Genomic DNA, 26266 nt, shown 5'->3' on the forward strand with positions numbered 1-26266 from the left:
GGGCATGAGCGTGGGCGCCGGGCCCGCGCAGGAGCAGGGCCGGTCGTTCTTCGAGGAGGTCGGGGGCCACGCGACGTTCGACGCGATCGTGCGCGCCTTCTACGAGGGCGTCGCCGCCGACCCCGTCCTGCGTCCCATGTACCCCGAGGACGACATGGAGGGCGCGGTCGCGCGGCTCACGCTGTTCCTCGAGCAGTACTGGGGCGGCCCCACCACCTATTCGGAGACCCGCGGCCATCCGCGCCTGCGCATGCGGCACATGCCGTTCAAGGTCAACCCGGACGCGCGCGACCGCTGGATCGCGCACATGCGGGAGGCGGTGGCGCGCCAGAACCTCGCGCCGCTGCACGCCGTCACCCTGATGGACTACCTCGAGCGCGCCGCGCACTCGATGGTCAACACGTTCGAGCCGACCGAGGAGAGCTGATGCCCGCGACCGAGGATGTGTGGGCGGACTCCGCCGTCGCCGCCGGGATGAAGGTGCTCGACCTGCGCCGCTTCGGCGACACGAGCTTCGAGGGCGACTCGCTGCCGATGCCCGGCGGGCGTGTGTTCGGCGGCCAGGTGCTCGCGCAGGCGCTGCTCGCCGCGGGCGCGACGGTGCCCGACGACCGCTTCGCGCACTCGCTGCACGGCTACTTCCTGCGTGCCGGCGACGCGGCGCATCCCATCCAGTTCGAGGTGGAGGTGCTCCGCGACGGGCGCTCGTTCTCCGCGCGGCGCACGCACGCGCTGCAGAACGGCCGCCCGATCCTGTCGATGATCGCGTCGTTCCAGGTCGAGCAGGAGGGCCCCGAGCACGCGGTGACGATGCCCGAGGTGCCCGGCCCCGACACGGTCCGGTCCGGCATCGAGGTGCTCGCGCCGTTCCAGGGCCACCCGTCCGCGGACTTCTGGCTCACCGAGGCGCCGTTCGACGTGCGCCACGTCGAGGGCTCGCTGTTCCTGGGCCCGGACAAGCGCCCCAAGCAGTACCAGACGGCGTGGATGAGGCTGCGCGGGCCCATCGAGGGCTCCGACCTCATGCACCGCGCGCTGCTCGCCTTCGGCTCCGACCAGGTGATGCTCGAGCCGCTGCTGCGCCGCCACGGCGCCTCGTGGGTGACGCCGGACATCTCGTTCGCGAGCCTCGACCACGCGATGTGGTGGCACCGCCCGGCCCGCGCCGACGAGTGGCTGCTCTTCGTCCAGGACTCCCCGACCGCGCAGGGCGGGCGCGGCCTCACCGGCACGTGGATCTTCTCGGAGGACGGCAGGCTCGTCGCCTCGGCCGCCCAGGAGGGCATGATCCGGCTCCCCTGACAAAGGGTCTACCAGGGATTTCGCCCACCCCTCGCCACGATGCTTGATGGTGACACGATTATTTCGATTCTGTAACGAAGCGCGATCTGGTTGGACACCGGCGGGGGCCGGGTTGTTACGGTCGCAGAGCCGTTCCGACTGGCAAGAGCCCGTCATGCGAACGTCAATGACCAGCCAAAGGCCTCCTGGCGCGCCCCTCCCCGGATGACGCGCCGGAGCGCTAGTAGCGGCGCCCCCGGGCGCCGCCAGGCGGGCCCGTGATTGCCGTCCGACGGCTGCGAGTCCTCTCGCTAGCCGAGGCCCTTGCGCACCTGAGAACCCCCAGGAGCTAGGACCGAATGAACGACGACACGATCGCCCTGCGCGCCGACGGCCTGTACAAGGTCTTCGGGCGCCACGCCGACGAGGCGGTGATCCAGCTGCACCGCGGCACGCCCCGCGACGAGCTCGGAGCCGGCACGACGGCCGCCGTGATCGACGCCTCCTTCGAGGTCCGTCGCGGCGAGATCTTCGTGGTGATGGGCCTGTCCGGCTCGGGCAAGTCGACCCTGATCCGCATGCTCAACGGGCTGCACGACGCGACAGCCGGCACGGTCGAGGTCGCCGGCGAGCGCATCACGGACATCCCCGCGAAGCGCCTCCGCGAGATCCGCAGGAAGCGCATCTCGATGGTCTTCCAGCACTTCGCGCTGCTGCCCCACCGCACCGTGATCGACAACGTGGCCTACGGGCTCGAGATCCAGGGCGTGCCGCTCGAGGAGCGCGTCGCCCGCGCCCGCAAGGTCACCGAGATCGTCGGCCTCAAGGGCTGGGAGGAGAAGCACCCCTCCGAGCTCTCGGGCGGCATGCAGCAGCGCGTGGGCCTGGCCCGCGCCCTCGCCGCCGACACCGACGTGCTCCTCATGGACGAGGCGTTCTCCGCCCTCGACCCGCTGATCCGCCGCGAGATGCAGGACCAGCTGCTCGAGCTCCAGGCCGAGCTGGGCAAGACCATCATCTTCATCACGCACGACCTCAACGAGGCCATGTACATCGGCGACCGCATCGCGGTCATGCGTGACGGCCGCATCGTCCAGATCGGCTCGCCCGAGGACATCCTCACCAACCCCGCCAACGACTACGTCGAGCAGTTCGTCCAGGACGTCGACCGCGCCAAGGTGCTCACGGCCGAGTCCGTGATGCGCAAGCCGCGCGCGGTCGTGCACGTCGGCGCGGGCCCCCGCGCCGCGCTCACCACGATGCGCGACGAGCAGCTTGCCGGTGCGTACGTGGTCAACAAGGACCGGACGATCGTCGGCTGGGTCAGCGACCGCGACGTGTTCGACCTCGTCCGCAGGGGCGAGAAGGACCTCGCCTCGGTGATCCGGGCGGACCACGGGGCGGTCGCCACCGACACGGCGCTGGCCGACCTGTTCATCCCGTCGCTCGAGGCGGCGCTGCCCCTCGGCGTGATCGACCACCGCGACCGCCTCGTCGGCGTCATCCCCCGCGTCACGCTGCTCGCGGCGCTGGGCGGCGAGCCCGAGGCCGCCGCCACCGCGACCCCCCGTCCCGACCCGCTGCCCGCCGAGGTGGTCGACGAGGTCCTGGAGGCCGCCGTCGGAGCGGGCGCCGGCAACCCGAAGGAGGCCATCTGATGGAGTTCCGCATCCCCGTCGGCACGTGGATCGACGCGTTCTTCGAGTGGCTCGAGGACACCTTCTCGTGGCTCTTCGAGGCCCTCCGCCAGCTCTTCATCTGGATGTTCGACGCCGTCGACTGGATCTTCGCCACGCCCCCGGCCCTCGTCGTCGTCGCGGTCGTCGCGCTCGGCGCGCTGCTCGCCCGCGGCTGGAAGTTCGCGCTCGGCGCGATCGCCGGCCTGCTCTTCATCATGAGCGTCAACCAGTGGGACAACGCGATCGACTCGCTCGCGCTGGTCCTCGTGGCGGCGTTCCTCGCCGTCGTCATCTCCATCCCGCTCGGCATCTGGGCCGCGCGCAACGACACGGTGTCCAAGATCCTCAAGCCGGTCATGGACTTCCTGCAGACCCTGCCCGCGTTCGTCTACCTCGTGCCCGCGCTCGGCCTGTTCCGCATCGGCGTGGCCCCCGGCATCATCGCGACGCTCATCTTCGCGATGGCGCCCGGCGTGCGCCTCACCGAGCTGGGCATCCGCGGCGTGGACAAGGAGGTCGTCGAGGCCGGTCAGGCGTTCGGCGCGCACCCGCGCCGCATCCTGCGCCAGATCCAGATCCCGCTCGCGATGCCGTCGATCATGGCCGGCATCAACCAGATCATCATGCTGTCGCTGTCGATGGTGGTCATCGCCGGCCTCGTCGGCGCGGGCGGCCTGGGCGGCGACGTCGCGCAGGCGATCTCCGCGCTCAACGTCAGCCTCGGCTTCGAGGCGGGCCTGTCCGTCGTGGTGCTCGCGATCCTGCTCGACCGCTTCACCGCGTCCTTCGGGAAGGGCCTCGGCCTGTACTCGAGGTGGCGCCGGTCGTACGTCGCGAAGAAGGAGGCGGACCAGCAGGCCCGCTTCGACGCCGAGGAGGAGATCGCCCGCGGCGGTCGCCGACCGGTCGCGACCGTCTGACCCGATCCGCGCATCGTCCACCCGGACGCTGCTTCGCGCCGTCCGCCCGGACGGCGCCAGAGACCTCGCGGCTTCTGAGGGAGCCGCGCGCACCCCGCCCTGCCGGAAAGGGCGGCCGGTGCTCACTGCGAGGGGAGACACCCCTCGCTGGGAAAGGAAACATCATCATGAAGCTTCGCGCCTTCGCGCCCTTCGCCATGGCCGCCGCCGGCGGTCTCGTGCTCGCCGGCTGCTCGTCCTCGGACGCCGACTCCGACACCGCCGCCTCGGGTGAGGCCGCCGGTGGCGACCTCACCCTCGCCGTGTTCAACGGCTGGGACGAGTCGCTCGCGACCTCGCTCCTGTGGGAGAACATCCTCGAGGGCAAGGGCTACAACGTCGAGCTCGAGTACGCCGACCCGGCCGTCGTCTTCCAGGGCGTCGCGGACGGCGACTACGACGTCGTGACCGACGTCTGGCTGCCCCTCACCCACGCCTCGTACATCGAGGAGTTCGGTGACGACATGGAGGAGCTCGGCGCCTGGTTCGACTCCGCCGCCCTCACCGTCGCGGTCAACGCCGACGCCCCGATCGACTCGCTCGCGGACCTCGCGGACAACGCCGACGAGTTCGGCGGCCGCATCGTCGGCATCGAGCCCGGCGCCGGCCTCACCGCCACCGTCCAGGACGCGGTCATCCCGACCTACGGCCTCGAGGACATGGAGTTCCTCACCTCGTCGACCCCGGCGATGCTCTCGGAGCTCGACACCGCCACCTCGAACGGCGAGAACATCATCGTCACGCTGTGGGAGCCGCACTGGGCCTACGGCGCGTACGACCTCAAGAACCTCGAGGACCCCGAGGGCACGCTCGGCGAGGCCGAGAGCATCGTGACCTACGGCCGCACCGGCCTGGGCGAGGACTTCCCCGAGGTCGCCGAGTGGATGGGCGCGTTCACCATGGACGCCGACCACCTCTACGACCTCGAGAACCAGCTCAACGGCGCGGACACGGCCGACTACGCGGACATCGTGTCCGAGTGGGTCGCCGCGAACCAGGAGTGGGTCGACTCGCTCACCGCGTAAGGCTCAGCACCGATCGGAAGCGCCGGTCGCCCCTCCGGGGGCGGCCGGCGCTTCTGCGTCCCGTCCCGGTGGCGCGGTCCCCGTCCCGGTGGCGCGGTCCCGGTCCTGCGGCCGCCGCACCATCCACGTCCACGTGTGTCAGCGTGGGCTGAAATGGCAGTTGCGAGCGGCCGGGCTCCCGTTCAGCACCACGCTCGACGCACCGCTGTTTCACGTCACGATGACATGTGCGAAGGGGATGCATGCCGCCACCCACCGGAACGCGTCGCCACACGCCCCCGACCGTTCAGCGCTTGCGGAAGCGCACCGGCTCGTCGAGGTGCGGGCTCCAGGCCTCGCGCTCGGCGTCGGTGAGGCGGCGCGGCCGCTGCGTCGCGGAGTCGACGAGCACCAGCGTGGTCGCCGCCTTCGCGTAGAGCACCGGCGCGTCCTCGCCCTGCGGCGACCACACCTCGTAGCAGATCTCGATGCTCGCGCCGCCGAGCCGGCCGATCCACAGGCGCACGTCGAGCGGGCGGCGCAGGTACGGGATCGGCTCGAGGTACTCGATCTGCTGGGCGGCGATGAGCGTGATGGTCTCGGCGTCCGGCCCGCCCGCGATGAGCGCGGTGTGCGGGACCTCGTGCTCCTCCGCGGCGGAGCGGTCCGCCCAGAAGACGCGGATGCGCGCCTCCTCGAGCAGGCGGAGCATCTCCGCGTTGTTGACGTGGCCGTAGGCGTCGAGGTCCGACCACCGCAGCGTGATCGGGACGTGGATGCGGGTCATGCAGGCCACGCTAGCGCCGCGCGACCATCAGATACCCATGAGGCGCACGGATCTGGCGGAACCGACCACCGTCTACCCATTCGGCTTGCGGGCGGCGCCGGGCGGGCGCGGGGGCCGGGCGTGCGCGGGGGCCGGGCGGGCGCGGGGGCCGGGCGGGGCGGCGCCGGGCGGGGCGGCCAGATCCCGCGATACCTGCGCGGACACGGCTCTCCGGCGTAGCGTGGCCGGATGGAGTTCTTCGAGCCGCAGGTGATCCTGTTCGTCGAGGACTGCGAGCGCGCCGCCGGCTTCTACGCGCGGCTCGGCTTCGTCGAGACCTTCCGCAGCGACGACGAGGCGCCGATCAAGGTCGAGATGGCGCTCGGCGGCTTCATGCTCGGCCTCGCGCATCCCGAGCCCGCCGCGCAGAGCCACGGCCTCGAGCCCGTCACCGAGGGCGACCGCGTGTGCCTCACCCTGTGGACCGACGACGTCGAGAGCGCCTTCGACAGGGCGGTCGAGGCCGGCGGGCGCGCGCGCCGCGAGCCGCACCGCTTCCGCGACGTGCTGCAGGTCGCGTTCGTCAACGACCTCGACGGCCACCCGATCCAGCTGGTCGAACGCGTCGGCTGACACGGCGACGCCCCTCGCCTGTCACCAGACGAGGAGCGTCGACGATCGACCCAGGAGAGCCGGGGAGCTCTCGGAACCGACCGCCATCCACCCGCTCCCCGGGGCGCGGGGCGCCACCGGAGGCGCCGGAGACGGACGGCCGGGCTGAGGTCAGTCGCGGGTGAGCTTGCGGTAGGTCACGCGGTGCGGACGGGCCGCCTCGGCGCCCAGGCGCTCGACCTTGTTGGCCTCGTAGGACTCGAAGTTGCCCTCGAACCAGAACCACTTGGCCGGGTCCTCCTCGGTGCCCTCGTACGCGAGGATGTGCGTCGCGACGCGGTCGAGGAACCAGCGGTCGTGCGAGACCACCACGGCGCAGCCGGGGAACTCGAGCAGCGCGTTCTCCAGCGAGCCGAGGGTCTCGACGTCGAGGTCGTTGGTCGGCTCGTCGAGGAGCAGCACGTTGCCGCCCTCCTTGAGCGTCAGCGCGAGGTTGAGGCGGTTGCGCTCACCGCCGGACAGCACGCCGGCGGCCTTCTGCTGATCCGGGCCCTTGAAGCCGAACGCGCTCACATAGGCGCGCGACGGCATCTCGACCTTGCCGACGTTGATGTAGTCGAGGCCGTCGGACACGACCTCCCACAGCGACTTCTGGGGGTCGATGCCGCCGCGGCTCTGGTCGACGTAGGAGACCTGCACGGTCTCGCCGACCTTGAGCTCGCCGTCGTCGAGCGGCTCGAGGCCCACGATGGTCTTGAACAGCGTGGTCTTGCCGACGCCGTTGGGGCCGATGACGCCGACGATGCCGTTGCGCGGCAGCGAGAACGACAGGCCGTCGATGAGGACGCGGTCGCCGAAGCCCTTCTTGAGGTTCTTCGCCTCGATCACGGTCGAGCCCAGGCGCGGGCCCGGCGGGATCTGGATCTCCTCGAAGTCGAGCTTCCTGGTGCGCTCGGCCTCGGCCGCCATCTCCTCGTAGCGGGCCAGACGGGCCTTGGACTTGGTCTGGCGGCCCTTGGCGTTGGACCGCACCCACTCGAGCTCCTCCTTGAGGCGCTTGGCGAGCTTGGCGTCCTTCTTGCCCTGGACCTGGAGGCGCTCCTGCTTCTTCTCGAGGTAGGTCGAGTAGTTGCCCTCGTACGGGTAGAGGCGGCCGCGGTCGACCTCGCAGATCCACTCCGCGACGTGGTCGAGGAAGTAGCGGTCGTGGGTGACGGCGAGCACGGCGCCGGGGTACTTGGCGAGGTGCTGCTCGAGCCACAGCACGGACTCGGCGTCGAGGTGGTTGGTGGGCTCGTCGAGCAGCAGCAGGTCGGGCTTCTCGAGGAGCAGCTTGCACAGCGCGACGCGGCGGCGCTCACCGCCGGAGAGCACCGTGACGTCGGCGTCCGGCGGCGGGCAGCGCAGCGCGTCCATCGCCTGCTCGAGCTGCGCGTCGAGGTCCCACGCGTTCGCGTGGTCGAGCTCCTCCTGGAGCGTGCCCATCTCGGTGAGCAGCTTGTCGTAGTCCGCGTCGGGGTCCGCCATCTCCTCGGAGATCGCGTTGAAGCGCTCGAGCTTGGCGTAGATCTCGCCCACGCCCTCGCGCACGTTGCCGATGACGTCCTTCTCCTCGTTCAGCGGCGGCTCCTGCAGGAGGATGCCGACGCTGTAGCCGGGGGTGAGGCGGGCCTCGCCGTTGGAGGGCTGCTCGATGCCCGCCATGATCTTGAGGATCGTCGACTTTCCTGCGCCGTTGGGGCCCACCACGCCGATCTTCGCGCCCGGGTAGAAGGCCATCGTCACGTCGTCGAGGATGACCTTGTCGCCGTGCGCCTTGCGCGCCTTCTGCATGGTGTAGATGAACTCTGCCACTGCTGCTCCGTCGGTTGTCCTGAACGGGCGCGCGGGCGCCCGGATGCCGTCCCATAGCCTACGCGAGGACGATGCGCCGGCGAGGTCGGGCGGCCCGCGCCGCCGCTCAGGGCACAGGCTCGGGCTCGTCCTCCCGGTCGAGCGCGTCGAGCCCGTCGGCCTCGACGCCCGGCGGCTCGGTCTCGAACGACGAGGCGTCCACCGCATCGTCCCCGGCCGCGCCCTCCTTCGAGGCCGCGATCGCGCTCGCCGCGGGGCTCATGTCCTCCTCGCTCAGCGACGCGTCCCCGGTGGCGCGCCGGAAGGTCGCGACGCCCCGCATGCAATCCGGCCCGACGGCGGTCGCGTCGATGAGGTGGTCGACGCGCGGGCCGTCCTTCGCCTCCCACGTGCTCGTGCGCAGGCGCCCCGTCACGACGACGGGCATGCCGGTCCTGATCGAGTCGCTGACGGTGATCGCGGCGCCGCGGAACACGCGCACGGTGAACCACTCGGTGACGCCGTCGACCCACGTGCCCTTGTCGCGGTCGAAGTAGCGCGGCGTCGACGCGACGCGGAACGACGCGATCGCGAGGTCGCCCTGCCCCTTGAACAGGCGGACGTCGGTGGCGGCCCACCCCGCCACGGTGATGGTCAGCTCGTTCATGCTCCCCTCCCTGGTGCCGCACGGTGCGGCTGGGTCCAGGGTGCGAGCGCGGCTCGGGACGATGCGCGGGCGGGCGCGGATCCGGGGAGGCCCGGCGGGTGGCGGGGCGCCGGGGACATCGGCCCTGGCCGGGCGCGGCCGGTGCCGCGAGAGACGCGAGAGCCGCAGGAGGCCGGAGGGCGGAGCCTCAGCCCTCGTGGCGGTGGCGGTCGTGCCGCTCGTGGTGGTCCTCGTGGACCGGCGCCCAGATGTCGGCGGGGAGCGCGTGCTCCTCCTCCTCGACCTCGCCCGCCTCCGCGTGCAGGATCTCGGGCTCGACGACCGGCTCCTCGGGCTCCCCCGCGCCGGCCGGGGCCGAGGCCCGCGCGATCACGGTGAGCTCGTCGAGGTTGCGGTACGCCTGGTGGATCAGCTGCGTGGGTCGCACGATGCCGGGCTCGATCGCGGCGTGCACGGCGTCGCGGCCGAGCTGGAGCATCTCCTTCTCCATCGCGCTCGCGCGCGAGCGCCGCCGGCCGAACGACGCGTGCCGCGCCTCGGGCCACGCGACGTCGGACAGCGCCGCGTCGATGAGCGCGGTGAGCTCCCCGGCGGGCGCGACGGCCTCGCCGATGACGATCCGCCACTGCACGGGCAGCCCCTCGGAGGCCGCGTCGATCCAGTCCAGCCGCTCGCGGTCGACCACCTCGAGGCGCATCGTCTCCTGCGTGGGCACGGATGACGACCGGCCCGCGACCACGGCCGCGGCCGCCTCGGCCCGCGCGTCGACGCCGGCGGCGGCGGCGAGCGCCGCGACCAGCTCGGACACGTCGGGCAGCACCGGCTCGGCGTCGCGCGCGAGCGCCCGCTCGAGCGTGCGGCCGGCGGCGACGAGGTCCGCGGCGACGGCGTCGGCGGCCACCGAGCGCGCCTGCACGGCGCCCTCGAGCTCCGCGCGGAGCACGTCGACGCCCTGGCCCGTGCGGGCGCTCACCGGCATCACGGGCACGGAATGCATGCCGTCGAGCGCGAGCAGGCGCTGGAGGTCGCGCGCGACCTCCCACCCCTCCTCGGTGGTGAGCCGGTCGACGTGGTTGAGCACCATGAGCGACGGCTGGCCGGTCACGGAGGTCTGCTTGAGGTAGCCCTCGTGGATCGCGTTGTCGGCGTACTTCTGGGGGTCGACGACCCACAGCAGCAGGTCGACCTGGGGCACGATGCGGTCGACGACCTCGCGGTTGTGCGGGTTGACCGAGTCGTGGTCCGGCAGGTCGAGCAGCACGAGGCCAGCGAGCGCGGGGTCCGGCGTGGTGCCCATGGCGTCGAAGCGGCGCAGGCGGCGGTCGGGCGCGACGCCCAGCCAGTCGAGCAGCGCGTCGGCGCGCTCCGGGCCCCACACGGAGGCGCTGACGTCGGAGGTGGTGGGACGCGCGACGCCCGGCACCGCGAAGTCGACGCCGACGAGGGCGTTGAACAGCGTCGACTTGCCGGAGCCGGTGCCGCCCGCGAGCGCCACGACGGTCCAGTCGATGCCCAGGTGGAGCCGCTCGTCGCAGCGGTCGACGGCGGCGTGCAGCTCGTCGCGGATCGCGACCGGGATCGCCTCGCGCGCCCAGTCGAGGGACGAGCGCAGGCGGTCGACGCGCTCGCGCAGCACGGTGGTCTCGTCGTGCGCGGGGACGTCCTCGAAGCTCACGCTCACAGCAGCCCCCTCAGCTCTGCGCGCCGCAGGCGGATCTTCGCGGACGAGTCGGGCATGAGCGACGGGATGTCGGTGGGCCGCATCATGTCGAGGGACTCCCGGTTGACGCAGTGGCGCCGCGCCCCGTCGAGCTCCTCGCGCGCCTCGTCCACCGCGGCGCCGACGGCTTGCGGCGAGGTGAGGATCATGAGCACCGTGCGGGCCTCCTCGATGCCGAGCGCGGCGCTCGCCAGGGCGGTCGTGAGCCCGGGCTCGCCGATCACCTGGATGCCGTGCTCGACACCGGGCAGCGCGAGCACGATCTCCTGGCAGCGGTGCACCCAGCGCCGCGACGCGTCCGCGGCCTGGCGCTCGCGCGCCTGGCGCGCATCGCGCGGGTCGCGCCGCTCCGCGAGCCACGGCCCCACGCCGGTCTCGGCGCGCCGCAGCGCGTCCTCCATCGCCTCGGCGACGGACGATGCGGCGAAGACCAGGCGCGACTCGACGGCCTCGAGCAGGTCGCGGTAGATCGCGTGCAGCACCTCGTCGCGCTGCTCGCGGGCGTGGCCGCGGCGCACCCACACGCTGTTGCGGAGCTTGAAGAGGGCGCCGCCGTCGGACGTCGCCTGCTGCCAGCGCGCGGTGAGCGCGCCGGTGGGGATGCTCTCCCACCAGCGCTCGCCGCCCTCGTGCGAGACCTGAGCGGCGGCGCGGCGCACCTCCCCGCGAACGTCCTTGGCGGCGGCGGACTGGTCGTCCATCGCCTCGGCGAGGGTCTCGAGCCACTCCTTGAGCGACTCGGCCGCGCCGTGCAGCGTGCGCTCGACGATGGTGGTGGCGGAGGCGGCGGCGACGGAGTCGAGCCAGCGGCCGAGCCCGCCGACGACGTCGCGCGGCACGATCGACTGGCGGTTGGGCGCCTCGGGGATGACGAAGAGCGGCAGGGTCTCGAGGTGCTCCTCGGCGAGCCGGTCGACCAGCTCGCGGCGCACCTGGGCCGCCACGTCGACGGTGACGCGGTTGAGCACCACCGCGATCGACGCGCCGCGGTCCGCTCCGGCGCGCAGCGCCTCCCACGGCACCGCGTCGCCGTAGCGCGCGGCCGTGGTGACGAAGATCCACAGGTCAGCGGCCTCGAGCATCGTGTGCGCGATCTCGCGGTTCTCGCCGCTGATCGAGTCGAGGTCGGGCGAGTCGACGAGCGCGAGCCCGCGCGGCACCGCCTCGGTCGCGATGACCTTGGCGCGCTTGGCCACGTCCGACAGCACCGAGGTGTCGAGCGGGTGGTGGAACAGGTGCGGCACGCGGGTGGTGGGGCGCAGCACGCCCGACGGCGTGAGGTCCTCGCCTACCAGCGCGTTCACCACGGTCGACTTGCCGGCGCCCGTGGATCCGGCGACGACCACGATCGCGGGCGACGCCTCCTCGCGCACGCGCGGGATGAGGTGGTGGTCGAGCTGGTCGAGCATCCGCTGGATGGTCGCGCGGGCGTCCTCGACGCCGGCGACGGGGAGCGGCAGCTGGACACCCGCCACGACGCGGCGGGTGTCGACCAGGGCGTCCAAGAGGTTGCCGGGATACGACCACGTCTTGATGGGTCGCATGCTCATGCGACGACGCACCCGTTCCGCAACATGCGACAAGGGTAGCGCGGAGGTCACTTACCAGGCGGCACGGGCGCGCGTCGCCCCGCTCACCCGCCCCGGTACTGCTGCACGGCCCATCCGTTGCCGTCGAGGTCGGAGAAGTAGAGGAACGTGCCGCCGTCCCGCGGGGACATCACCACGGGCGTTCCCGGGTCGAAGCCGCGCGCCAGCAGCGCGTCGCGCGCCGCCTCGATGTCGTCCACGACCAGCTGGAGGCCCTTCAGGGAGCCCGGCGGCGACTGCGGCATCCCCGTCCCGATGACGATCGAGCACGCGGATCCGGGCGGGGTCAGCTGCACGAAGCGCGTCCCGGGCGCGGGCGTGACGTCGTGGTCGAGCACGAAGCCCAGCCTGTCCACGTAGAAGTCGCGCGCACGGTCGACGTCGGCGACCGGCACGAGCACCACCTCGAGCTTCCAGTCCATCGCGGCCCCCTCGCGTGACTCCCTCGACGGTATCCCGGGGCGCGGGCCGTGCCAAGGGACGATGCGCGGGTGGCGCGGGCCGGCGCCGGTAACCTAGGTGCGCGGCTCCGGCCGCCCGCCCCCGTAGCTCAGTGGATAGAGCATCGGACTTCTAATCCGCAGGTCGCTGGTTCGAATCCAGCCGGGGGCGCCCGCTCAGGCCCCGCCCTCCGCGAGCCGCGCGATCTCGAGCATCATCCGCCGGCTCATCACGAACACGATCGCCTCGAGCGGGAAGCGGCCGAAACCGAGCCGGGCTCGCCAGTCGGACGTGTGGTCGTACCGGCCGCGGGTGAGCAGCCGGCTCCCGCCGCCGGCGTCGGCCCGGACGACGAACTGCCACGTCACCGCTCCCCCGCTCTCCTCCGCGGCGAGGTCCGCCGGCGCGCCGGCGAGCACGAGCGCGTGCGGCGGGTCGACGACGGCGACCCGCATCGGCGGCGCGTCCGGGTGCAGGCGGATCTCCTGACCGACCGCGGGGTGCTGGTGCTCCGGCAGCACCTCGGTGGTGTTGACGATGCGGCAGCCGATGAGGTTCTCGAGCGTCTGGTACGAGTAGAACCCGCCGCGGCCCTGCCCGATCTGCGCGATCCACGGCCACACCGCCTCGGGCGGCGCCGCGACGCCCACCCCGAGCGTGTACGACCACTTCGGCTCGGGCACGAGCGCGTCGCCCGGCAGTTCGTCGGTCGCCTCGGTGCCGACCGTGCCCCAGCGGAGGCGCCCGTCGCCGACGAGCGGCGTCGCGGCGAGGTGCAGCGCGATGAGGCCGGCGCCCTCGAGCGCCGGCACGACGCCGACGCCCGGGGGCCGCGACCCGCGACGCGGTCCGGCTCCCATGGCGACCTCCTCGACCCCCTCCCTCCATGATGCGGCCGCCACGCCCGGGCCACACGCGGACGCGCGACGCGCGAATCCGGGACCATCACCGTGCACAGGTCCCAGATCAGGACCGATGCCGTCCACTAGCCTGCGAGGAGGCAATCACGAGCTCGACCCGCAGCCCGTGTCGGCGGCAGTCCTTCCGTGGGTCGACCGAGACAAGCGCGTCACGGCCCCCGCCGGGATGCGCGGGACGGATGGACGATGCGCATAGGAGTCCCCGCGGAGACGCGAGAGGGCGAGAGGCTGGTCGCGGCGAGCCCGGCGTCGGTGGCCCAGCTCATCAAGCTGGGCTACGAGGTCGAGGTCGAGAAGGGCGCGGGCACGTCCGCGAGCTTCCTCGACGAGCAGTACGCGGCCTCCGGAGCCGCGCTCGTCGACGCCGAGACCGCGTGGGGCGCGGACATCGTCACGTGCGTCAACGCCCCCACCCAGGAGCAGGTGTGGCGCCTGCGCGAGAACACGACCGTCGTGTCGATGATGTCGCCGCAGTCCAACCCCGAGCTGCTCGCGGCCCTCAACGAGCGCGACGCGACCGCCCTCGCCCTCGACGCCGTCCCCCGCATCTCCCGCGCGCAGGCCATCGACGTCCTCTCGACGCTGTCGAACGTCGCCGGCTACCGCGCCGTGATCGAGGCCGCGGAGACCTACGGCGGCATGTTCACCGGCCAGGTGACCGCGGCCGGCAAGACCGCCCCCGCCACCGTGTTCGTCATCGGCGCCGGCGTCGCCGGCCTCGCCGCGATCGGCGCGGCGAGCTCGCTCGGAGCCCAGGTGCGCGCGTTCGACGTGCGCCCCGAGGTGGCCGAGCAGATCGAGTCGATGGGCGGCACGTTCGTGCACGCCGCCGACGCGCAGCAGGAGATCAGCGCCGACGGCTACGCCAAGCCGCTCACCGAGGAGCAGCAGGCCGCGGCGATGCGCGTGTACGCCGCCGAGGCCGCGCGCGCCGACGTCGTCATCACCACCGCCCTCGTGCGCGGCACGGCCCCCACGACGATCACGGCGCACGTGGTCGCGGGCATGCGCCCCGGCTCGGTCATCGTCGACCTCGCCGCCTCGGGCGGCGGCAACTGCGAGCTCACCGTGCCGGGCGAGACCATCGTCACCGACAACGGCGTGACGATCGTGGGCTACACGGACCTCACGAGCCGCATGCCGCGCCACACGTCGACCCTGTTCGGCACCAACATCGTCCACCTCATGGAGCTCCTCACCCCGGAGAAGGACGGGGTGATGGTGCTCGACCTCGAGGACCCGGTCCAGCGCGGCATGACCGTCGCGCACGCCGGCGAGATCATGTGGCCGCCGCCGCCGGTGTCCGTGTCCGCGGCGCCCGCCGCGTCCGCCGCGCAGGGACCCAGCGAGGAGGAGCTCGCCGAGAAGGCGCGTGCCGAGGCCGCCGCCGCGGAGCGCAAGGCCCGCCGCCGGAACTGGCTGTACGGCGCCGGCGCGGTGGGCGCGCTCGTGCTGCTGTCGTTCGCGGACTCCGCGACGGTGCAGCACCTCACGGTGTTCGCCCTCGCGGTCATCGTGGGCTTCTACGTGATCTCGAACGTCAAGCACTCGCTGCACACGCCGCTGATGTCCCAGACGAACGCCATCTCCGGCATCATCCTCGTCGGCGCGCTGCTGCAGATCGGCTCGGAGGACGCGGTGGTGTCGACGCTCGCGTTCGTCGCCGCGGCCGTGGCCAGCATCAACATCTTCGGTGGCTTCCTGGTGACCTACAGGATGCTCGGCATGTTCCGGAAGGACGCGTGATGACCCTCACCTCGCTCGCCCAGGCGACCTACGTGGTCGCGGCCGTGCTCTTCGTCCTGTCCCTCGCGGGCCTGGCCAAGGAGGAGACGGCGCGCCGCGGCAACATCCTCGGCATGGTCGGCATGGGCCTCGCGCTCGCCGCCACCGTGGTCCTCGCGCTCGACCAGTCCGAGCGTCCCGTGCTCGTCACGGCCCTGCTCATCGCGATGGTCTTCGCGATCGGCGCCGCGATCGGCACGTGGCGCGCCCGCACCGTCGAGATGACGCAGATGCCCGAGCTCATCGCGATGCTCCACAGCTTCGTCGGCGCCGCCGCGGTGCTGGTCGGCTTCAACTCGCACCTCACCGAGGAGGCGGACCCGGTCCACCAGATCGAGGTCTTCCTCGGCGTCCTCATCGGCGCGGTCACGCTCACCGGCTCGATCGTCGCGTTCCTCAAGCTGTCCGCGCGCATGAAGTCGCGCCCGCTCACGCTGCCCGGCCGCAACTGGCTCAACCTCGCCGCGCTCGTCGCGAGCGCGGGCCTCCTCGCCTGGTACCTCGCCACCGACAGCATCGTGCCGCTGCTCCTCATGACCGCGATCGCGCTGCTGCTGGGCTTCCACCTGGTCGCCGCGATCGGCGGCGGCGACATGCCGGTCGTGGTGTCGATGCTCAACTCGTACTCCGGCTGGGCGGCCGCCGCGGCGGGCCTCATGCTGAGCAACGACCTGCTCATCGTCACCGGCGCGCTCGTCGGCTCGTCCGGTGCGATCCTCTCGTACCTCATGTGCAAGGCGATGAACCGCGCGTTCCTGTCGGTCATCCTCGGCGGCTTCGGAGCCGAGGGCGGCACCACGACCTCCGAGGGACCGCAGGGCGAGCACCGCGAGGTCAAGGCCCCCGAGGTCGCCTCGCTCCTCGCCGGAGCCAAGTCCGTCGTCATCGTCCCCGGCTACGGCATGGCCGTCGCGAAGGCGCAGTACCCGGTCGCGGACCTCGTCTCGATGCTGCGCCACCAGGGCGTCGAGGTCCGCTTCGGCGTGCACCCGGTCGCCGGCCGCCTGCCCGGCCACATGAACGTGCTGCTCGCCGAGGCGAAGGTGCCGTACGACATCGTGCTCGAGATGGACGAGATCAACGAGGACTTCCCGGACACCGACGTGGTCCTCGTCATCGGCGCCAACGACGTGGTCAACCCCTCCGCGCTCGAGGACCCGGGCTCGCCGCTCGCCGGCATGCCGGTGCTCGAGGTGTGGAAGGCGGAGCAGTGCATCGTCTTCAAGCGCTCGATGGCCACCGGCTACGCGGGCGTCCAGAACCCGCTGTTCTTCCGCGACAACTCGGCGATGCTCTTCGGCGACGCCAAGACGCAGGTCGAGGCGATCCTCACGGAGCTGCGCTCGCGCGACGGCGCCGCGGTCTAGCTCCGGCAGGGCGAGGGCCCGGATCCCGTACGACGGGATCCGGGCCCTCGCGCGTGTTCAGGCCGCGACGGTCTCGCGGGGGGACGATGCGGCGGGCGCCTCGGCCGGCAGGCGCAGCCCGCGCACGAGCAGGGTGATCGCGAGGCTGATCTCCCACACGAAGATCGGGACGGCCGCGAGCGAACGGGCGGTGGTGATCTCGCCCTGGAGCCCGAACATCACGGTGAGGTTGGACGCCGTCACGAGCACGGCGCCCGCGATGCCGACCGCCGGGATCCAGCGCGGCACCGCGCGCAGGCGCCACAGCACCGACGCGAGCACCACGGTGTGGACGCCGACCACGAGGCCCGCGCCCACGAGGAACGTGCCCGAGTAGAGCTCGCGCAGCGCGAGGCCCGCGGCGCCGGCCGCCTCCCCCGCGTCGCGCAGCGCGACCAGGGCGACCACGGCGGTCGCGCCGATGAGGATGACGCCCGCCTCGAGCCCGCGCAGCGCCACGTAGGACAGCGCGCCCACCCGGGCGTGCCGTCGCAGCAACGGGAACAGGAAGAGCCCCGTGCCGAGCGCGGCGACGGCGAGCGCGACGTCGAGCAGCGCGCCGACGAGCTGCGGCGTGCCCGAGCCGGTGCCGGCGAGCCACGCGTCGTCCGTGACCATCGGGCCGTAGAGGACGACGGCGCCGACGGACGTGACGTGGGTGACGAGGTACAGGGCGCCGGCGAGGGCGGCGAGGCGGCGATCGGTGTGCATGGGACTCCCCTTCGAAGCTGCGGTGAACGCGAGGTGTACGGCGTACACCTTCGACGCGTTCACAGTAAGGTGTATGACGTACACCGTCAAGAGGTCACGACGAGGAGATCCCATGCCCGAGCCCGAGCACCCCGGCGGCCGGCGGCCGCGCCTCACCCGCGAGCGCGTGCTCGACGAGGCGGTGGCGCTCGCCGACGAGGCCGGGCTCGACGGGCTGAGCATGCGCACGCTCGCGGACCGGCTGGGCGTCGTGCCGATGGCGCTGTACAAGCACGTCCGCGACAAGGAGGCGCTGCTCGACGGCATGGTCGAGACGGTGCTGGCCGAGGTCCCTCCCCCGCCGGAGGAGCCCGGCGCCGCGTGGAAGGCCGCCGCCCGCGCCCGCGTGCTCGACACGCGCCGCGCCCTGCAGCGCCACCCGTGGGCGTGGCGCGCGCTCGAGACCCGACCCGCCCCCACGCCGGCCATGCTCGACCACATGGAGGCGATGCTGCGGATCCTGCGCAGCGGCGGCGTCTCTCCGCAGCTCACGCACCACGCGATGCACGCGCTCGGCAGCCGCATCTGGGGCTTCACGCAGGAGGTCGGCGCGTCGGGGCCGCCTCCCACGGACCCCGACGAGATCGCCGCCGCGATGGCGGCGATGGCGGCGCGGTGGCCCGCGGTGCTCGAGTCCGCGATGAGCGCGGGCCACGACCCCGACACGACGGTGGGCGCCGGATGCGACGACGACTTCGAGTTCGCGTTCGCGCTCGACCTCATCCTCGACGGCACGGAGCGGCTCGATGAGCGCGGCTGGACCCCCTGGGGAGGCGTCTCCGCAGGTGCGGGGGGCTAGGCTGGCCCCTGTGACCACCGATCCGCGGTTCGCACGGAGCGCCGACTCGCTCGCCGACGCGATCCTCGCGCTCGCCGCCGAGCGCCCGATCGAGCGGGTGACCGTGACCGAGGTGGCGCGCCTCGCCGGCGTGACCCGCGCGACCTTCTACAACCACGCGACCTCCCCCGCCGCGCTGCTGGCCCAGGTGCTCGAGCGCGAGCTCGACGCGATCCGCGGCGACTTCCTCGGCCGGGTCGAGGACGGAGCCGCGGACGTCGAGCAGATCTGGCGCGCCTCGGAGCTCACGCTCGTCGACCACGTGCTCGCGCACCAGGCGGTGTACCGCCAGGGCCTCACCGCGGCCGACGACCCGCGCGGATCCGTGCTCGCCACGCTGCTCGCCAACCACGTCGAGGTCAGCCTCGGCGCCCTCGCCCGCACCCACGGCACGCCGGAGAGCGGCCCCGAGGCGACCCGCGTCGCCATGGCCGCGGCCTTCGTCGGCCAGGGCACCGCGGGCGCGCTGCGCGCGTGGCTCAACACGCCCGCCCCCCACGACCCCGCCGAGGCGGTCGACGCGCTGCTGTCGCTCATCCCGCCGCTGTGGTTCGCGGTCGCGCGCGCCTGAGCACCGCACTCGCCCTACCGCACCCCGTGCAGGAATCCCCCGGGACCTCCGGGTGTTCTCGCTCCCACCGGCACCCGCGATGATGGGACCGGTCACCCCCGTCGAAGGAAGCGCATGACGTCTGCACTGTTCTCACCCCTGCCCCTCCGCGCCGTCGAGGCGCGCAACCGCCTGTGGGTGAGCCCGCTGTGCCAGTACTCGTGCGAGGCGCGGGACGGCATGCCCGACGACTGGCACCTCGTCCACCTCGGCTCTTTCGCCCGCGGCGGCGCGGGCCTCGTCATGACCGAGGCGACCGCCGTGTCGCCCGAGGGCCGCATCTCCCCGTGGGACACCGGCATCTGGGACGACGCGCAGCGCGACGCGTGGGCGCGCATCGTCCGCTTCATCCACGGCCAGGGCGCGCTCGCCGCCGTCCAGCTCGCGCACGCGGGCCGCAAGGCCTCGAGCTACCGCGAGTGGAGCGGCGAGGGCACGGTCCCGGCGAGCGAGGGCGGCTGGACCACGGTGGCCCCGTCCGCGATCGCCTTCGGCGCGTACGAGGCGCCGGTCGCCCTCGACGAGGACGGCATCGCCGCGGTCGTCGACGCGTTCGGCGACGCCGCGCGCCGCTCGCTCGAGGCCGGCTTCGACGTGCTCGAGGTGCACGCCGCGCACGGCTACCTCCTCCACCAGTTCCTGTCGCCGCTGTCCAACACGCGCGAGGACCGCTGGGGCGGCCCCCTCGTCGGCCGGGCGCGCCTGCTGCTGCACGTGGTGCGCCGCGTGCGCGAGGTCGCCGGCCCCGACGTGCCCGTCTTCGTGCGCGTGTCCGCGACCGACTGGCGCGAGCCCGAGGGCTGGACGCTCGACGACACCGTCACCGTCTCCCGGTGGCTGCGCGAGGCGGGCGCGGACCTCGTCGACACCTCCACCGGCGGCCTCGTGCCGGACGCCCGCATCCCCGTGGCGCCCGGCTACCAGGTGCCGCACGCGACCGCGATCCGCGAGCGCTCCGGCATCGCCGCCACCGCGGTGGGCCAGATCGTCGACGCGCGCCAGGCCGAGGCGATCGTCGCATCGGGCCAGGCGGACGCGGTGTTCGTGGGCCGCGAGTTCATGCGCGACCCGCACCTGCCGCTGCGCGCCGCGCACGAGCTGGGCGCGGAGATCGACTACTGGCCGGCGCAGTACCGCCGCGCGGCGTTCAGGAGCCGCCCCGCGCTCGCCGCCGCGGAGTCCTGAGCCGCTACGCGCCGTCGACCGCGCGCGTGGACCCGCGCACGATCAGCTGCGTAGGGATCGGCGTGTCCGACGTGTCGGCGGCGTGCTCCTCGAGCGCGACGAGCACCTTCTGCATGACGAGCCGCCCGAGCGCCTCGAAGTCCTGGCGCACCGTGGTGAGCGGCGGGTAGAGGTAGCCGGCCTCGGGGATGTCGTCGAAGCCCACGACGCTCACGTGCTCGGGCACCCGGAGCCCACGCCCGCGCAGCGCCGACAGCAGGCCGATCGACATCTGGTCGTTCGCGACGAAGATCGCCTGCCCGGGCTCGACGTCGAGCTCGACGCCCAGCCGGTAGCCGCTCGCGGCCGTCCAGTCGCCCACGACGGGCTCGACGACCTCGAGGCGGCGGGCCGCGAGCTCGTCGCGCCAGCCGCGCTCGCGCTCGGCGGCGTCCGGCGCGTCGACCGGACCCGCGATGTGGAGGATCCTCGTGTGGCCCAGCTCCGCGAGGTGCCGCACGGCGGTGCGGGCGCCGCGGTACTGGTCGATCGAGACGATGCGCGGGTCGCGGTGGGGCGTCGAGGCGGCCGCGACCACGGGGATGCCGAGGTCGAGGCCGCGCACGACCTCGAGCGCGGCCATCTGCGCGACGACCACGACGATCGCGTCGACGCGCTGGCGCAGCAGCCCCTCGATGCCCGCGCGCACCACGGCCGCGTCGTTCTCCGGCGCGCTGACCGCGTCGACGCTGTACCGCGCCTCGCGCGCGGCGAGGTTGACGTGCATCGCGATCGCCGCGGGGCCGTGGTCGGTCACCGACGGCGTCAGCAGGCCGATGGTGCGCGTGCGCCGGGTGACGAGGGCGCGCGCGGCCGGCGACGGGCTGTAGTGCAGCTGCGCGATCGCCTTCTCCACGCGCTCCTTGGTCGCGGGGCGCACGTTCGGCATGCCGTTGAGCACGCGCGACACCGTCTGGTGGGACACGCCCGCGAGCCGCGCGACGTCGAAGATGTTCGCGGCTTTCGCGCCCTTGTCCTCCGGCATGCCTACTCGCCGTCCTCGTCGGGCTGCGCGACGAGCGCGAGCAGGGCGTCCGCGGACAGGGCCCCGGCGGGCGCGGTGCGAACGATGCGGCCGTCGCGGACCACGGCGACGCGGTCGCCCACCCGCAGCACCTCCTCGAGCTCGGCGGAGATGAAGATCACCGACATGCCGTTGTCCGCGAGCTCGCCCACGAGGTTCTGGATCTCGACCTTCGCGCCGACGTCGATGCCGCGCGTGGGCTCGTCGAGCACGAGCACCCGGGGCGACAGCGCCAGCAGCCGCGCGAGCAGCACCTTCTGCTGGTTGCCTCCGGAGAGCGTTCCGGCGGGCCGGTCGAGGTCGGCGGGGCGGATGTCGAGCGCCTCGACCCAGCTCGCGGCCAGCTCGCGGCGGCGGGCGACGGGCAGTTGCCGCAGCACGCCGCGCTCGGCCTGGAGCGCGAGCGTGATGTTGTCGAGCACGCTGAGCTCCGCGACGATGCCGTCGCGGCGGCGGTCCTCGGACGAGTAGACGACGCCGAGGGACATCGCGCGGCGCGGCGAGTCGAGGTGGACCCCGGCGCCCTCGATACGGATGATGCCCGCGTGCGGCCGGTTCACGCCGGTGAGGGCGCGCGCGAGCGAGGTGCGCCCGGAGCCGAGCAGGCCCGCGACGCCGAGCACCTCGCCCTCGCCGAGGTCCACGTCGGCGTCGGCGATGCCGTGCGCGGCCGTCACCCCGCGCGCCTCGAGCACGACGGCCGCCTCGGGCGCCGCATCGTCCGTGTGCTCGCGCTCCTTGAGGTCGGCCATGTCGCGGCCGAGCATCTTCTGGACGAGGTCGATGCGGAGCAGCTCGGTGGTGAGGTACTCCCCCACGAACGCGCCGTCGCGCAGCACGGTGACGCGGTCGCAGATCTCGTAGACCTGGTCGAGGAAGTGGGACACGAAGAGGATCGCGACGCCGCGCGACCTGAGGTCGCGGATGACGCGGAACAGCTCGGCGACCTCGTCGAGGTCGAGGCTCGACGTCGGCTCGTCGAGGACGAGGATCCGCACGTCGGTGGAGATCGCGCGGGCGATCGCGACGAGCTGCTGGACCGCGACGGAGTGCTGGCCGAGCATCGACGCGGGGTCGATGTCGAGGCCCAGGTCGAGCAGGATCTCCCGCGCCCGGGCCTGCATGAGGCGCACGCTGATGACGCCGGCGCGGCGGGGCTCGCGCCCGAGGCAGATGTTCTCCGCCACCGACAGGTTGGGCAGCACCTCGATCTCCTGGTACACGGTGCTGATGCCGACGGCCTGGGCCTCGTGCGGGCTCGCGAAGGCGACGTGGTCGCCCTCGAGCCGCAGCTCTCCCGCGTCGAGCGGCAGCGCGCCCGTGATGGCCTTGATCAGGGTCGACTTGCCGGCGCCGTTCTCCCCCATGAGCGAGTGCACCTCGCCGGGGAACAGCCGGAAGTCGACGCGGTCCAGCGCGGCATCGGCACCGAAGCGCACCGTCGCGCCGGTGAGCTCCAGCAACGGCCGCACCTCGTCCACCGCCCCATTATCAGGGCAGGGACGAGGTGCAACGGTCGACGCGGCTGGCAGACCGCTAACGTCGACCCTCCGACCGGGCCACGATGGCCCTCTGCACCACGATGAAGAGCAGCAGCAGCGCGCCCACGATGATCTGCATCCAGGACTGCTCCGCGCCCATGAACGAGATGATCGTCTTGATCGTGCCGTACACGAACACGCCGATCATCGAGCCGATCACGTAGCCGCGCCCGCCCGTGAGGATCGTGCCGCCGATGACGACCGCGGCGATCGCATCGAGCTCCGTGCCGATGCCGTTGCGCGGGTAGCCGGCGCCCGAGTACGCGGTGAGCACGAGCCCCGCGAGGCCGCCGCAGAGGCCGCTGATGACGTACACGCCCACCTTCGCGCGCGCCACCTTGAGGCCCATGAGGCGCGCGGACTGCTCGCTGCCGCCGATCGCGTAGACCGTGCGCCCGAAGCGGGTGAGGTGCAGCACGAACGCGGCGATCGCGACCGTGCCGAGCGCGATGAGACCGGTCGGGGTGATGTACCAGTCGCCGAGGCGGATGCGCGTCGACTGGAGCCACAGCAGCGAGCTCTCCTCCACCTTGATCGAGGACAGGCTGACCACGTACGCGAGCCCGCGCCCGAGGAACAGGCCCGCGAGCGACGCGATGAACGGCTGCACGTCGAAGTACTGGACGAGGATGCCGATCATGAGGCCGATCGCGGCGCCGCCGAGGAGCATCGCGGGCACCGCGACGACGGCGGGCACGCCGTCCGCGAGCAGCTTCGCGCCGAGGATGCCCGAGAACGCCATGACCGAGCCGACCGAGAGGTCGATGCCGCCCGTGAGGATCACGAACGTCATGCCGACCGCGAGGACGAGCAGGTAGGCGTTGTCGAGCAGCAGCGCGGAGATGTTGCGCGGCGTGATGAAGTCGCCGCGCAGGAAGATCTCCGCCCCGACGAACAGCAGCAGCAGGATGCCCACGGCCGCGAACGTCGGCATCATGCCGCCGTGACGGCTGAGGAACGTCTGGAGGAACGAGGGACCGGAGGCACGCTCCTGGATCCGGGTCGCCATCGCGGTCATCGCGTCACCTCGGCCTTCTGCTTGTCCTCGACCGGCGGCTCGACCGCCGCCGCCTTGGGCTGCCTCGACCGGGACATCCTCCCGATCGCGTTCCTGATCCGCGGCGACTGCACCACCACCACGACCACCACGACGATCGCGAAGAACACCGGGCTCTGCGCGGACGGGACGCCGAGGAAGAGGATGGTCGAGTCGAGCGTCTGGATGATGAGCACGCCGATGACCGTGCCCGCGATCGAGAACTTGCCGCCGTTGAGCGACGTGCCACCCAGCACGACCGCGAGGATCGCGTAGAGCTCGATGAACACGCCGGCGGCGTTCGCGTCGGCGGCGCGGATGTTCGACGCGTAGAGGATGCCCGCGAGGCCCGCGAGCGTGCCGCTGACGATGTACGCGCCCCAGATGATGCCGCGCGAGCGCACGCCCGCGAGGCGGCTCGCCTCGGGGTTGATGCCGACCGCCTCGGTGAGCACGCCCAGCGCGGTGCGGCGCTCGACGAGCCCGATCACGGTGATCGCGGCGACCGAGATGAAGAACGCGAACGGCAGCACGAACAGGTACCCGGTGGCGATGAACGAGAACGGCTCCGAGTTGACCGTGGTGATGAACCCGCCGGTGATGAGCAGCGCGACGCCTCGCCCGGCGAGCATGAGCACGAGCGTCGCGATGATCGGTTGTATCCCGAGCACCGACACCAGGAAGCCGTTCCACACGCCCAGCACGAGCGAGACGAGCAGCGCCGCGACCACCGCGATCAGCACCACGCCGAGGTTGCCCGCGTCGCCGGAGTTGTCGATGATCGTGAGCGCGACGGCGCCCGAGACGGCCATGATCGCGCCGACCGAGAGGTCGATGCCGCGCGTCGCGATGACGATCGTCATGCCGAGCGCGACGAGCATGAGCGGCGCGCTGTCGCGCAGGATCGTGATGATCGCGCCGAAGAGCTCGCCGTCGCGCACCCTGAACTTGATGAAGTTGGGGCGGGCGATCGAGTTGACCGCGATGAGCGTCAGCAGCGCCACGACCGGCCAGAACAGCCGGTGCCTCCAGATGGACCTCATGCCGCGCTCCCTTCGCCGGCGTTGGCGATGTAGTCGATGAGCCCGTCGAGATCGACCTGGGTGGAGTCGAGCTCGCCGATCTTCCTGCGGTCGCGCATCACCGCGACGCGCTGCGCCAATCGAAGCACCTCCTCCAGCTCGGAGGAGATGAAGATGACGGAGAGTCCCTGAGACGACAGCTCGGAGACCTTCTTCTGGATGTCGGCCTTGGCGCCGACGTCGATGCCGCGCGTGGGCTCGTCGAGGATCAGCAGCTGGGGCGCGGTGGCGAGCCAGCGGGCGAGCAGCACCTTCTGCTGGTTGCCGCCGGACAGGTTGCCGACGAGCGCCTGAGGGTTGGCCGGGCGGACGCCCAGCGCCTCGATGTACTCCGCGACGACGGCGTCCTGGTCCTTCTTGGGGACCTTGCGCACCCAGCCCTGCCGCGCCTGCATGCCGAGCACGATGTTCTCCGCGACGGTGAGGTCCGCGACCACGCCCTCCGCGCGCCGGTTCTCCGACGAGAAGGAGATCCGCTGGTCGATCGCATGGCGCGGCGAGTGCACCTTCGCATGCGCGCCCTGGACCTCGACCTGACCCGCGTCGGGGCGGTCCGCGCCGTACAGCAGGCGCACCAGCTCGGTGCGGCCGGACCCGAGCAGCCCGGCGATGCCGACGACCTCGCCCTCGTAGACCTCGAGGTCCGCGGGCTCGAGGACGCCGCGCTTGCCGAGGCCCTCGGCCCGCACGACCGGGGTGCCCGAGCGGTCGATCGCGCGGTGCGAGGACTTCTCCAGCGTGGCGAGGTCCTCGAGCTCGCGACCGATCATCTTGGTCACCAGCGCGTCGCGCGGCAGCTCCTCGATGAGGTGCTCGCCCACGAGCGTGCCGTTGCGCAGCACCGTGATGCGGTCCGAGATCTCGTAGACCTGGTCGAGGAAGTGGGACACGAAGAGGATCGCGACGCCCTTGGACCGCAGGTCGCGGATCACCTCGAAGAGCTGCTCGACCTCGCCGCGGTCCAGGCTGGACGTCGGCTCGTCGAGGATGAGCACCTTGGCCTCGAGGACCATCGCCCGGATGATCGCGACCAGCTGCTGGATCGCGATGGAGTGGCTCGACAGCATCGAGCGCGGGTCGATGGCGAGGCCGAGGCTCTCCATGTGCCGCGCCGCCTCCTTCTGGGTGGCGCGCCAGTCGATCCCGCCGCCGCGGCGGGGCTCGTGGCCGAGCATGACGTTCTCGCCGACCGTGAGGTTGGCGCAGAGGTTGACCTCCTGGTACACCGTCGAGATGCCGGCCTCCTGGGCGTCGGCCGCGGTGTGGAAGGTGCGCCGCTCCCCGGCCACCGCGATGGTGCCGGAGTCGATCGCGTAGACGCCCGTGAGCGCCTTGATGAGGGTGGACTTGCCGGCGCCGTTCTCCCCCATGAGGGAGTGGACCTCGCCGGGCCGGAGGGTGAAGTCGACGTTGTCGAGGGCGAGCACGCCGGGGAAGCGGATGGTGATTCCGCGCATCTCGACGATCGGGGGGACCTCGGTGTCCGCAGGCATGGTGGG

At 72.5% G+C, this 26266-nt stretch carries 24 protein-coding genes and 1 tRNA gene; 12 read left to right on the forward strand and 13 right to left on the reverse strand.

From position 1 onward, the window contains the following. Nucleotides 1–4: 4 nt before the first annotated feature. The 5 genes from AOM07_RS01055 (at nt 5) to AOM07_RS01075 (ending at nt 4944) form a co-directional block, all read left to right on the forward strand. A complete protein-coding gene (locus AOM07_RS01055; protein WP_062310467.1) occupies nt 5–427 on the forward strand; it encodes a globin in 423 nt (140 codons plus the stop codon). Further along, nucleotides 427–1302, forward strand: coding sequence for an acyl-CoA thioesterase (locus tag AOM07_RS01060; protein ID WP_062310470.1), 876 nt, complete (start codon nt 427–429; stop codon nt 1300–1302). Before AOM07_RS01055 ends, AOM07_RS01060 begins: the two co-directional genes overlap by 1 nt. A 338-nt stretch (nt 1303–1640) precedes the next feature. Continuing rightward, on the forward strand, nt 1641–2939 hold the full coding sequence (locus AOM07_RS01065) for a quaternary amine ABC transporter ATP-binding protein (protein ID WP_062310473.1): 1299 nt from the start codon (nt 1641–1643) through the stop codon (nt 2937–2939). Continuing rightward, complete coding sequence (locus tag AOM07_RS01070) at nt 2939–3880, forward strand: ABC transporter permease (RefSeq protein WP_062310477.1); 942 nt, start codon at nt 2939–2941, stop codon at nt 3878–3880. The genes AOM07_RS01065 and AOM07_RS01070 overlap by 1 nt, the downstream gene beginning before the upstream one ends. A gap of 167 nt (nt 3881–4047) precedes the next feature. Further along, a complete protein-coding gene (locus AOM07_RS01075; RefSeq protein WP_062310481.1) occupies nt 4048–4944 on the forward strand; it encodes a glycine betaine ABC transporter substrate-binding protein in 897 nt (298 codons plus the stop codon). A 286-nt stretch (nt 4945–5230) separates the two neighbouring features. Here the strand turns inward: AOM07_RS01075 and AOM07_RS01080 are convergent, their stop codons facing one another. Continuing rightward, entirely contained in the window at nt 5231–5710 is a 480-nt protein-coding gene (locus AOM07_RS01080; RefSeq protein ID WP_062310484.1) for an acyl-CoA thioesterase, read from the reverse strand. Between the two features lie 228 nt (nt 5711–5938). Between AOM07_RS01080 and AOM07_RS01085 the strand changes: the two genes are divergently transcribed. Next, on the forward strand, nt 5939–6322 hold the full coding sequence (locus AOM07_RS01085) for a VOC family protein (RefSeq protein WP_062310487.1): 384 nt from the start codon (nt 5939–5941) through the stop codon (nt 6320–6322). 150 nt (nt 6323–6472) lie between these two features. Here the strand turns inward: AOM07_RS01085 and ettA are convergent, their stop codons facing one another. The 5 genes from ettA to AOM07_RS01110 form a co-directional block, all read right to left on the reverse strand. Beyond that, on the reverse strand, nt 6473–8155 hold the full coding sequence (gene ettA / locus AOM07_RS01090; RefSeq protein WP_062310491.1) for an energy-dependent translational throttle protein EttA: 1683 nt from the start codon (nt 8153–8155) through the stop codon (nt 6473–6475). Between the two features lie 106 nt (nt 8156–8261). Further along, on the reverse strand, nt 8262–8801 hold the full coding sequence (locus AOM07_RS01095; protein ID WP_062310494.1) for a single-stranded DNA-binding protein: 540 nt from the start codon (nt 8799–8801) through the stop codon (nt 8262–8264). Nucleotides 8802–8988: 187 nt separating this feature from the next. Beyond that, nucleotides 8989–10482 (reverse strand): GTPase, encoded by a 1494-nt coding sequence (locus AOM07_RS14875; RefSeq protein ID WP_169748104.1) that lies wholly within the window; start codon nt 10480–10482, stop codon nt 8989–8991. Then, complete coding sequence (locus AOM07_RS01105; protein ID WP_062531098.1) at nt 10479–12071, reverse strand: dynamin family protein; 1593 nt, start codon at nt 12069–12071, stop codon at nt 10479–10481. The genes AOM07_RS14875 and AOM07_RS01105 overlap by 4 nt, the downstream gene beginning before the upstream one ends. Before the next feature lie 83 nt (nt 12072–12154). Further along, on the reverse strand, nt 12155–12532 hold the full coding sequence (locus AOM07_RS01110; protein ID WP_062310503.1) for a VOC family protein: 378 nt from the start codon (nt 12530–12532) through the stop codon (nt 12155–12157). A 117-nt stretch (nt 12533–12649) separates the two neighbouring features. On the opposite strand from AOM07_RS01110, the gene AOM07_RS01115 reads away from it, so the two are divergent. After that, nucleotides 12650–12722, forward strand: a tRNA-Arg gene (locus AOM07_RS01115). A 5-nt stretch (nt 12723–12727) separates the two neighbouring features. On the opposite strand, the gene AOM07_RS01120 is transcribed toward AOM07_RS01115, so the two are convergent. Further along, nucleotides 12728–13411 (reverse strand): hypothetical protein, encoded by a 684-nt coding sequence (locus AOM07_RS01120; RefSeq protein WP_062310504.1) that lies wholly within the window; start codon nt 13409–13411, stop codon nt 12728–12730. Nucleotides 13412–13657: 246 nt separating this feature from the next. Here AOM07_RS01120 and AOM07_RS01125 point away from each other — a divergent pair, with 246 nt between their 5' ends. After that, nucleotides 13658–15217 carry a Re/Si-specific NAD(P)(+) transhydrogenase subunit alpha gene (locus AOM07_RS01125; protein WP_062310505.1) on the forward strand — a complete coding sequence of 520 codons (1560 nt, stop codon included), beginning with the start codon at nt 13658–13660 and terminating at the stop codon, nt 15215–15217. Continuing rightward, nucleotides 15217–16623, forward strand: a complete 1407-nt coding sequence (gene pntB / locus AOM07_RS01130) for a Re/Si-specific NAD(P)(+) transhydrogenase subunit beta (protein WP_062310507.1) — start codon at nt 15217–15219, stop codon at nt 16621–16623. The genes AOM07_RS01125 and pntB overlap by 1 nt, the downstream gene beginning before the upstream one ends. A gap of 57 nt (nt 16624–16680) precedes the next feature. Here pntB and AOM07_RS01135 read toward each other — a convergent pair whose 3' ends face one another. Beyond that, a complete protein-coding gene (locus AOM07_RS01135) occupies nt 16681–17373 on the reverse strand; it encodes a DUF4386 domain-containing protein (RefSeq protein WP_062310511.1) in 693 nt (230 codons plus the stop codon). 112 nt (nt 17374–17485) lie between these two features. Here AOM07_RS01135 and AOM07_RS01140 point away from each other — a divergent pair, with 112 nt between their 5' ends. From AOM07_RS01140 to AOM07_RS01150, 3 genes are all read left to right on the forward strand, one after another. Further along, nucleotides 17486–18211, forward strand: coding sequence for a TetR/AcrR family transcriptional regulator (locus AOM07_RS01140; RefSeq protein WP_062310514.1), 726 nt, complete (start codon nt 17486–17488; stop codon nt 18209–18211). A gap of 10 nt (nt 18212–18221) precedes the next feature. Then, nucleotides 18222–18821: a TetR/AcrR family transcriptional regulator gene (locus tag AOM07_RS01145; RefSeq protein ID WP_062310517.1), complete on the forward strand. Its 600-nt coding sequence runs from the start codon at nt 18222–18224 to the stop codon at nt 18819–18821. A 114-nt stretch (nt 18822–18935) separates the two neighbouring features. Beyond that, complete coding sequence (locus AOM07_RS01150; RefSeq protein WP_062310520.1) at nt 18936–20045, forward strand: NADH:flavin oxidoreductase/NADH oxidase; 1110 nt, start codon at nt 18936–18938, stop codon at nt 20043–20045. A gap of 4 nt (nt 20046–20049) precedes the next feature. Here AOM07_RS01150 and AOM07_RS01155 read toward each other — a convergent pair whose 3' ends face one another. From AOM07_RS01155 to AOM07_RS01175, 5 genes are read right to left on the reverse strand one after another with little or no spacing between them, the layout of a single operon-like run. Continuing rightward, on the reverse strand, nt 20050–21069 hold the full coding sequence (locus tag AOM07_RS01155; RefSeq protein WP_062310522.1) for a LacI family DNA-binding transcriptional regulator: 1020 nt from the start codon (nt 21067–21069) through the stop codon (nt 20050–20052). Nucleotides 21070–21071: 2 nt separating this feature from the next. Continuing rightward, on the reverse strand, nt 21072–22589 hold the full coding sequence (locus AOM07_RS01160; RefSeq protein ID WP_062310525.1) for a sugar ABC transporter ATP-binding protein: 1518 nt from the start codon (nt 22587–22589) through the stop codon (nt 21072–21074). Nucleotides 22590–22644: 55 nt separating this feature from the next. Then, nucleotides 22645–23667 (reverse strand): ABC transporter permease subunit, encoded by a 1023-nt coding sequence (locus tag AOM07_RS01165; protein ID WP_062310527.1) that lies wholly within the window; start codon nt 23665–23667, stop codon nt 22645–22647. Further along, nucleotides 23664–24728 carry an ABC transporter permease gene (locus AOM07_RS01170; RefSeq protein ID WP_062310529.1) on the reverse strand — a complete coding sequence of 355 codons (1065 nt, stop codon included), beginning with the start codon at nt 24726–24728 and terminating at the stop codon, nt 23664–23666. Before AOM07_RS01170 ends, AOM07_RS01165 begins: the two co-directional genes overlap by 4 nt. Continuing rightward, nucleotides 24725–26260: a sugar ABC transporter ATP-binding protein gene (locus tag AOM07_RS01175; protein WP_062310534.1), complete on the reverse strand. Its 1536-nt coding sequence runs from the start codon at nt 26258–26260 to the stop codon at nt 24725–24727. Before AOM07_RS01175 ends, AOM07_RS01170 begins: the two co-directional genes overlap by 4 nt. Nucleotides 26261–26266 lie beyond the last annotated feature (6 nt).

Origin of the sequence: Demequina rhizosphaerae, from assembly GCF_000971255.1 — a bacterium.
GTDB lineage: Bacteria > Actinomycetota > Actinomycetes > Actinomycetales > Demequinaceae > Demequina > Demequina rhizosphaerae.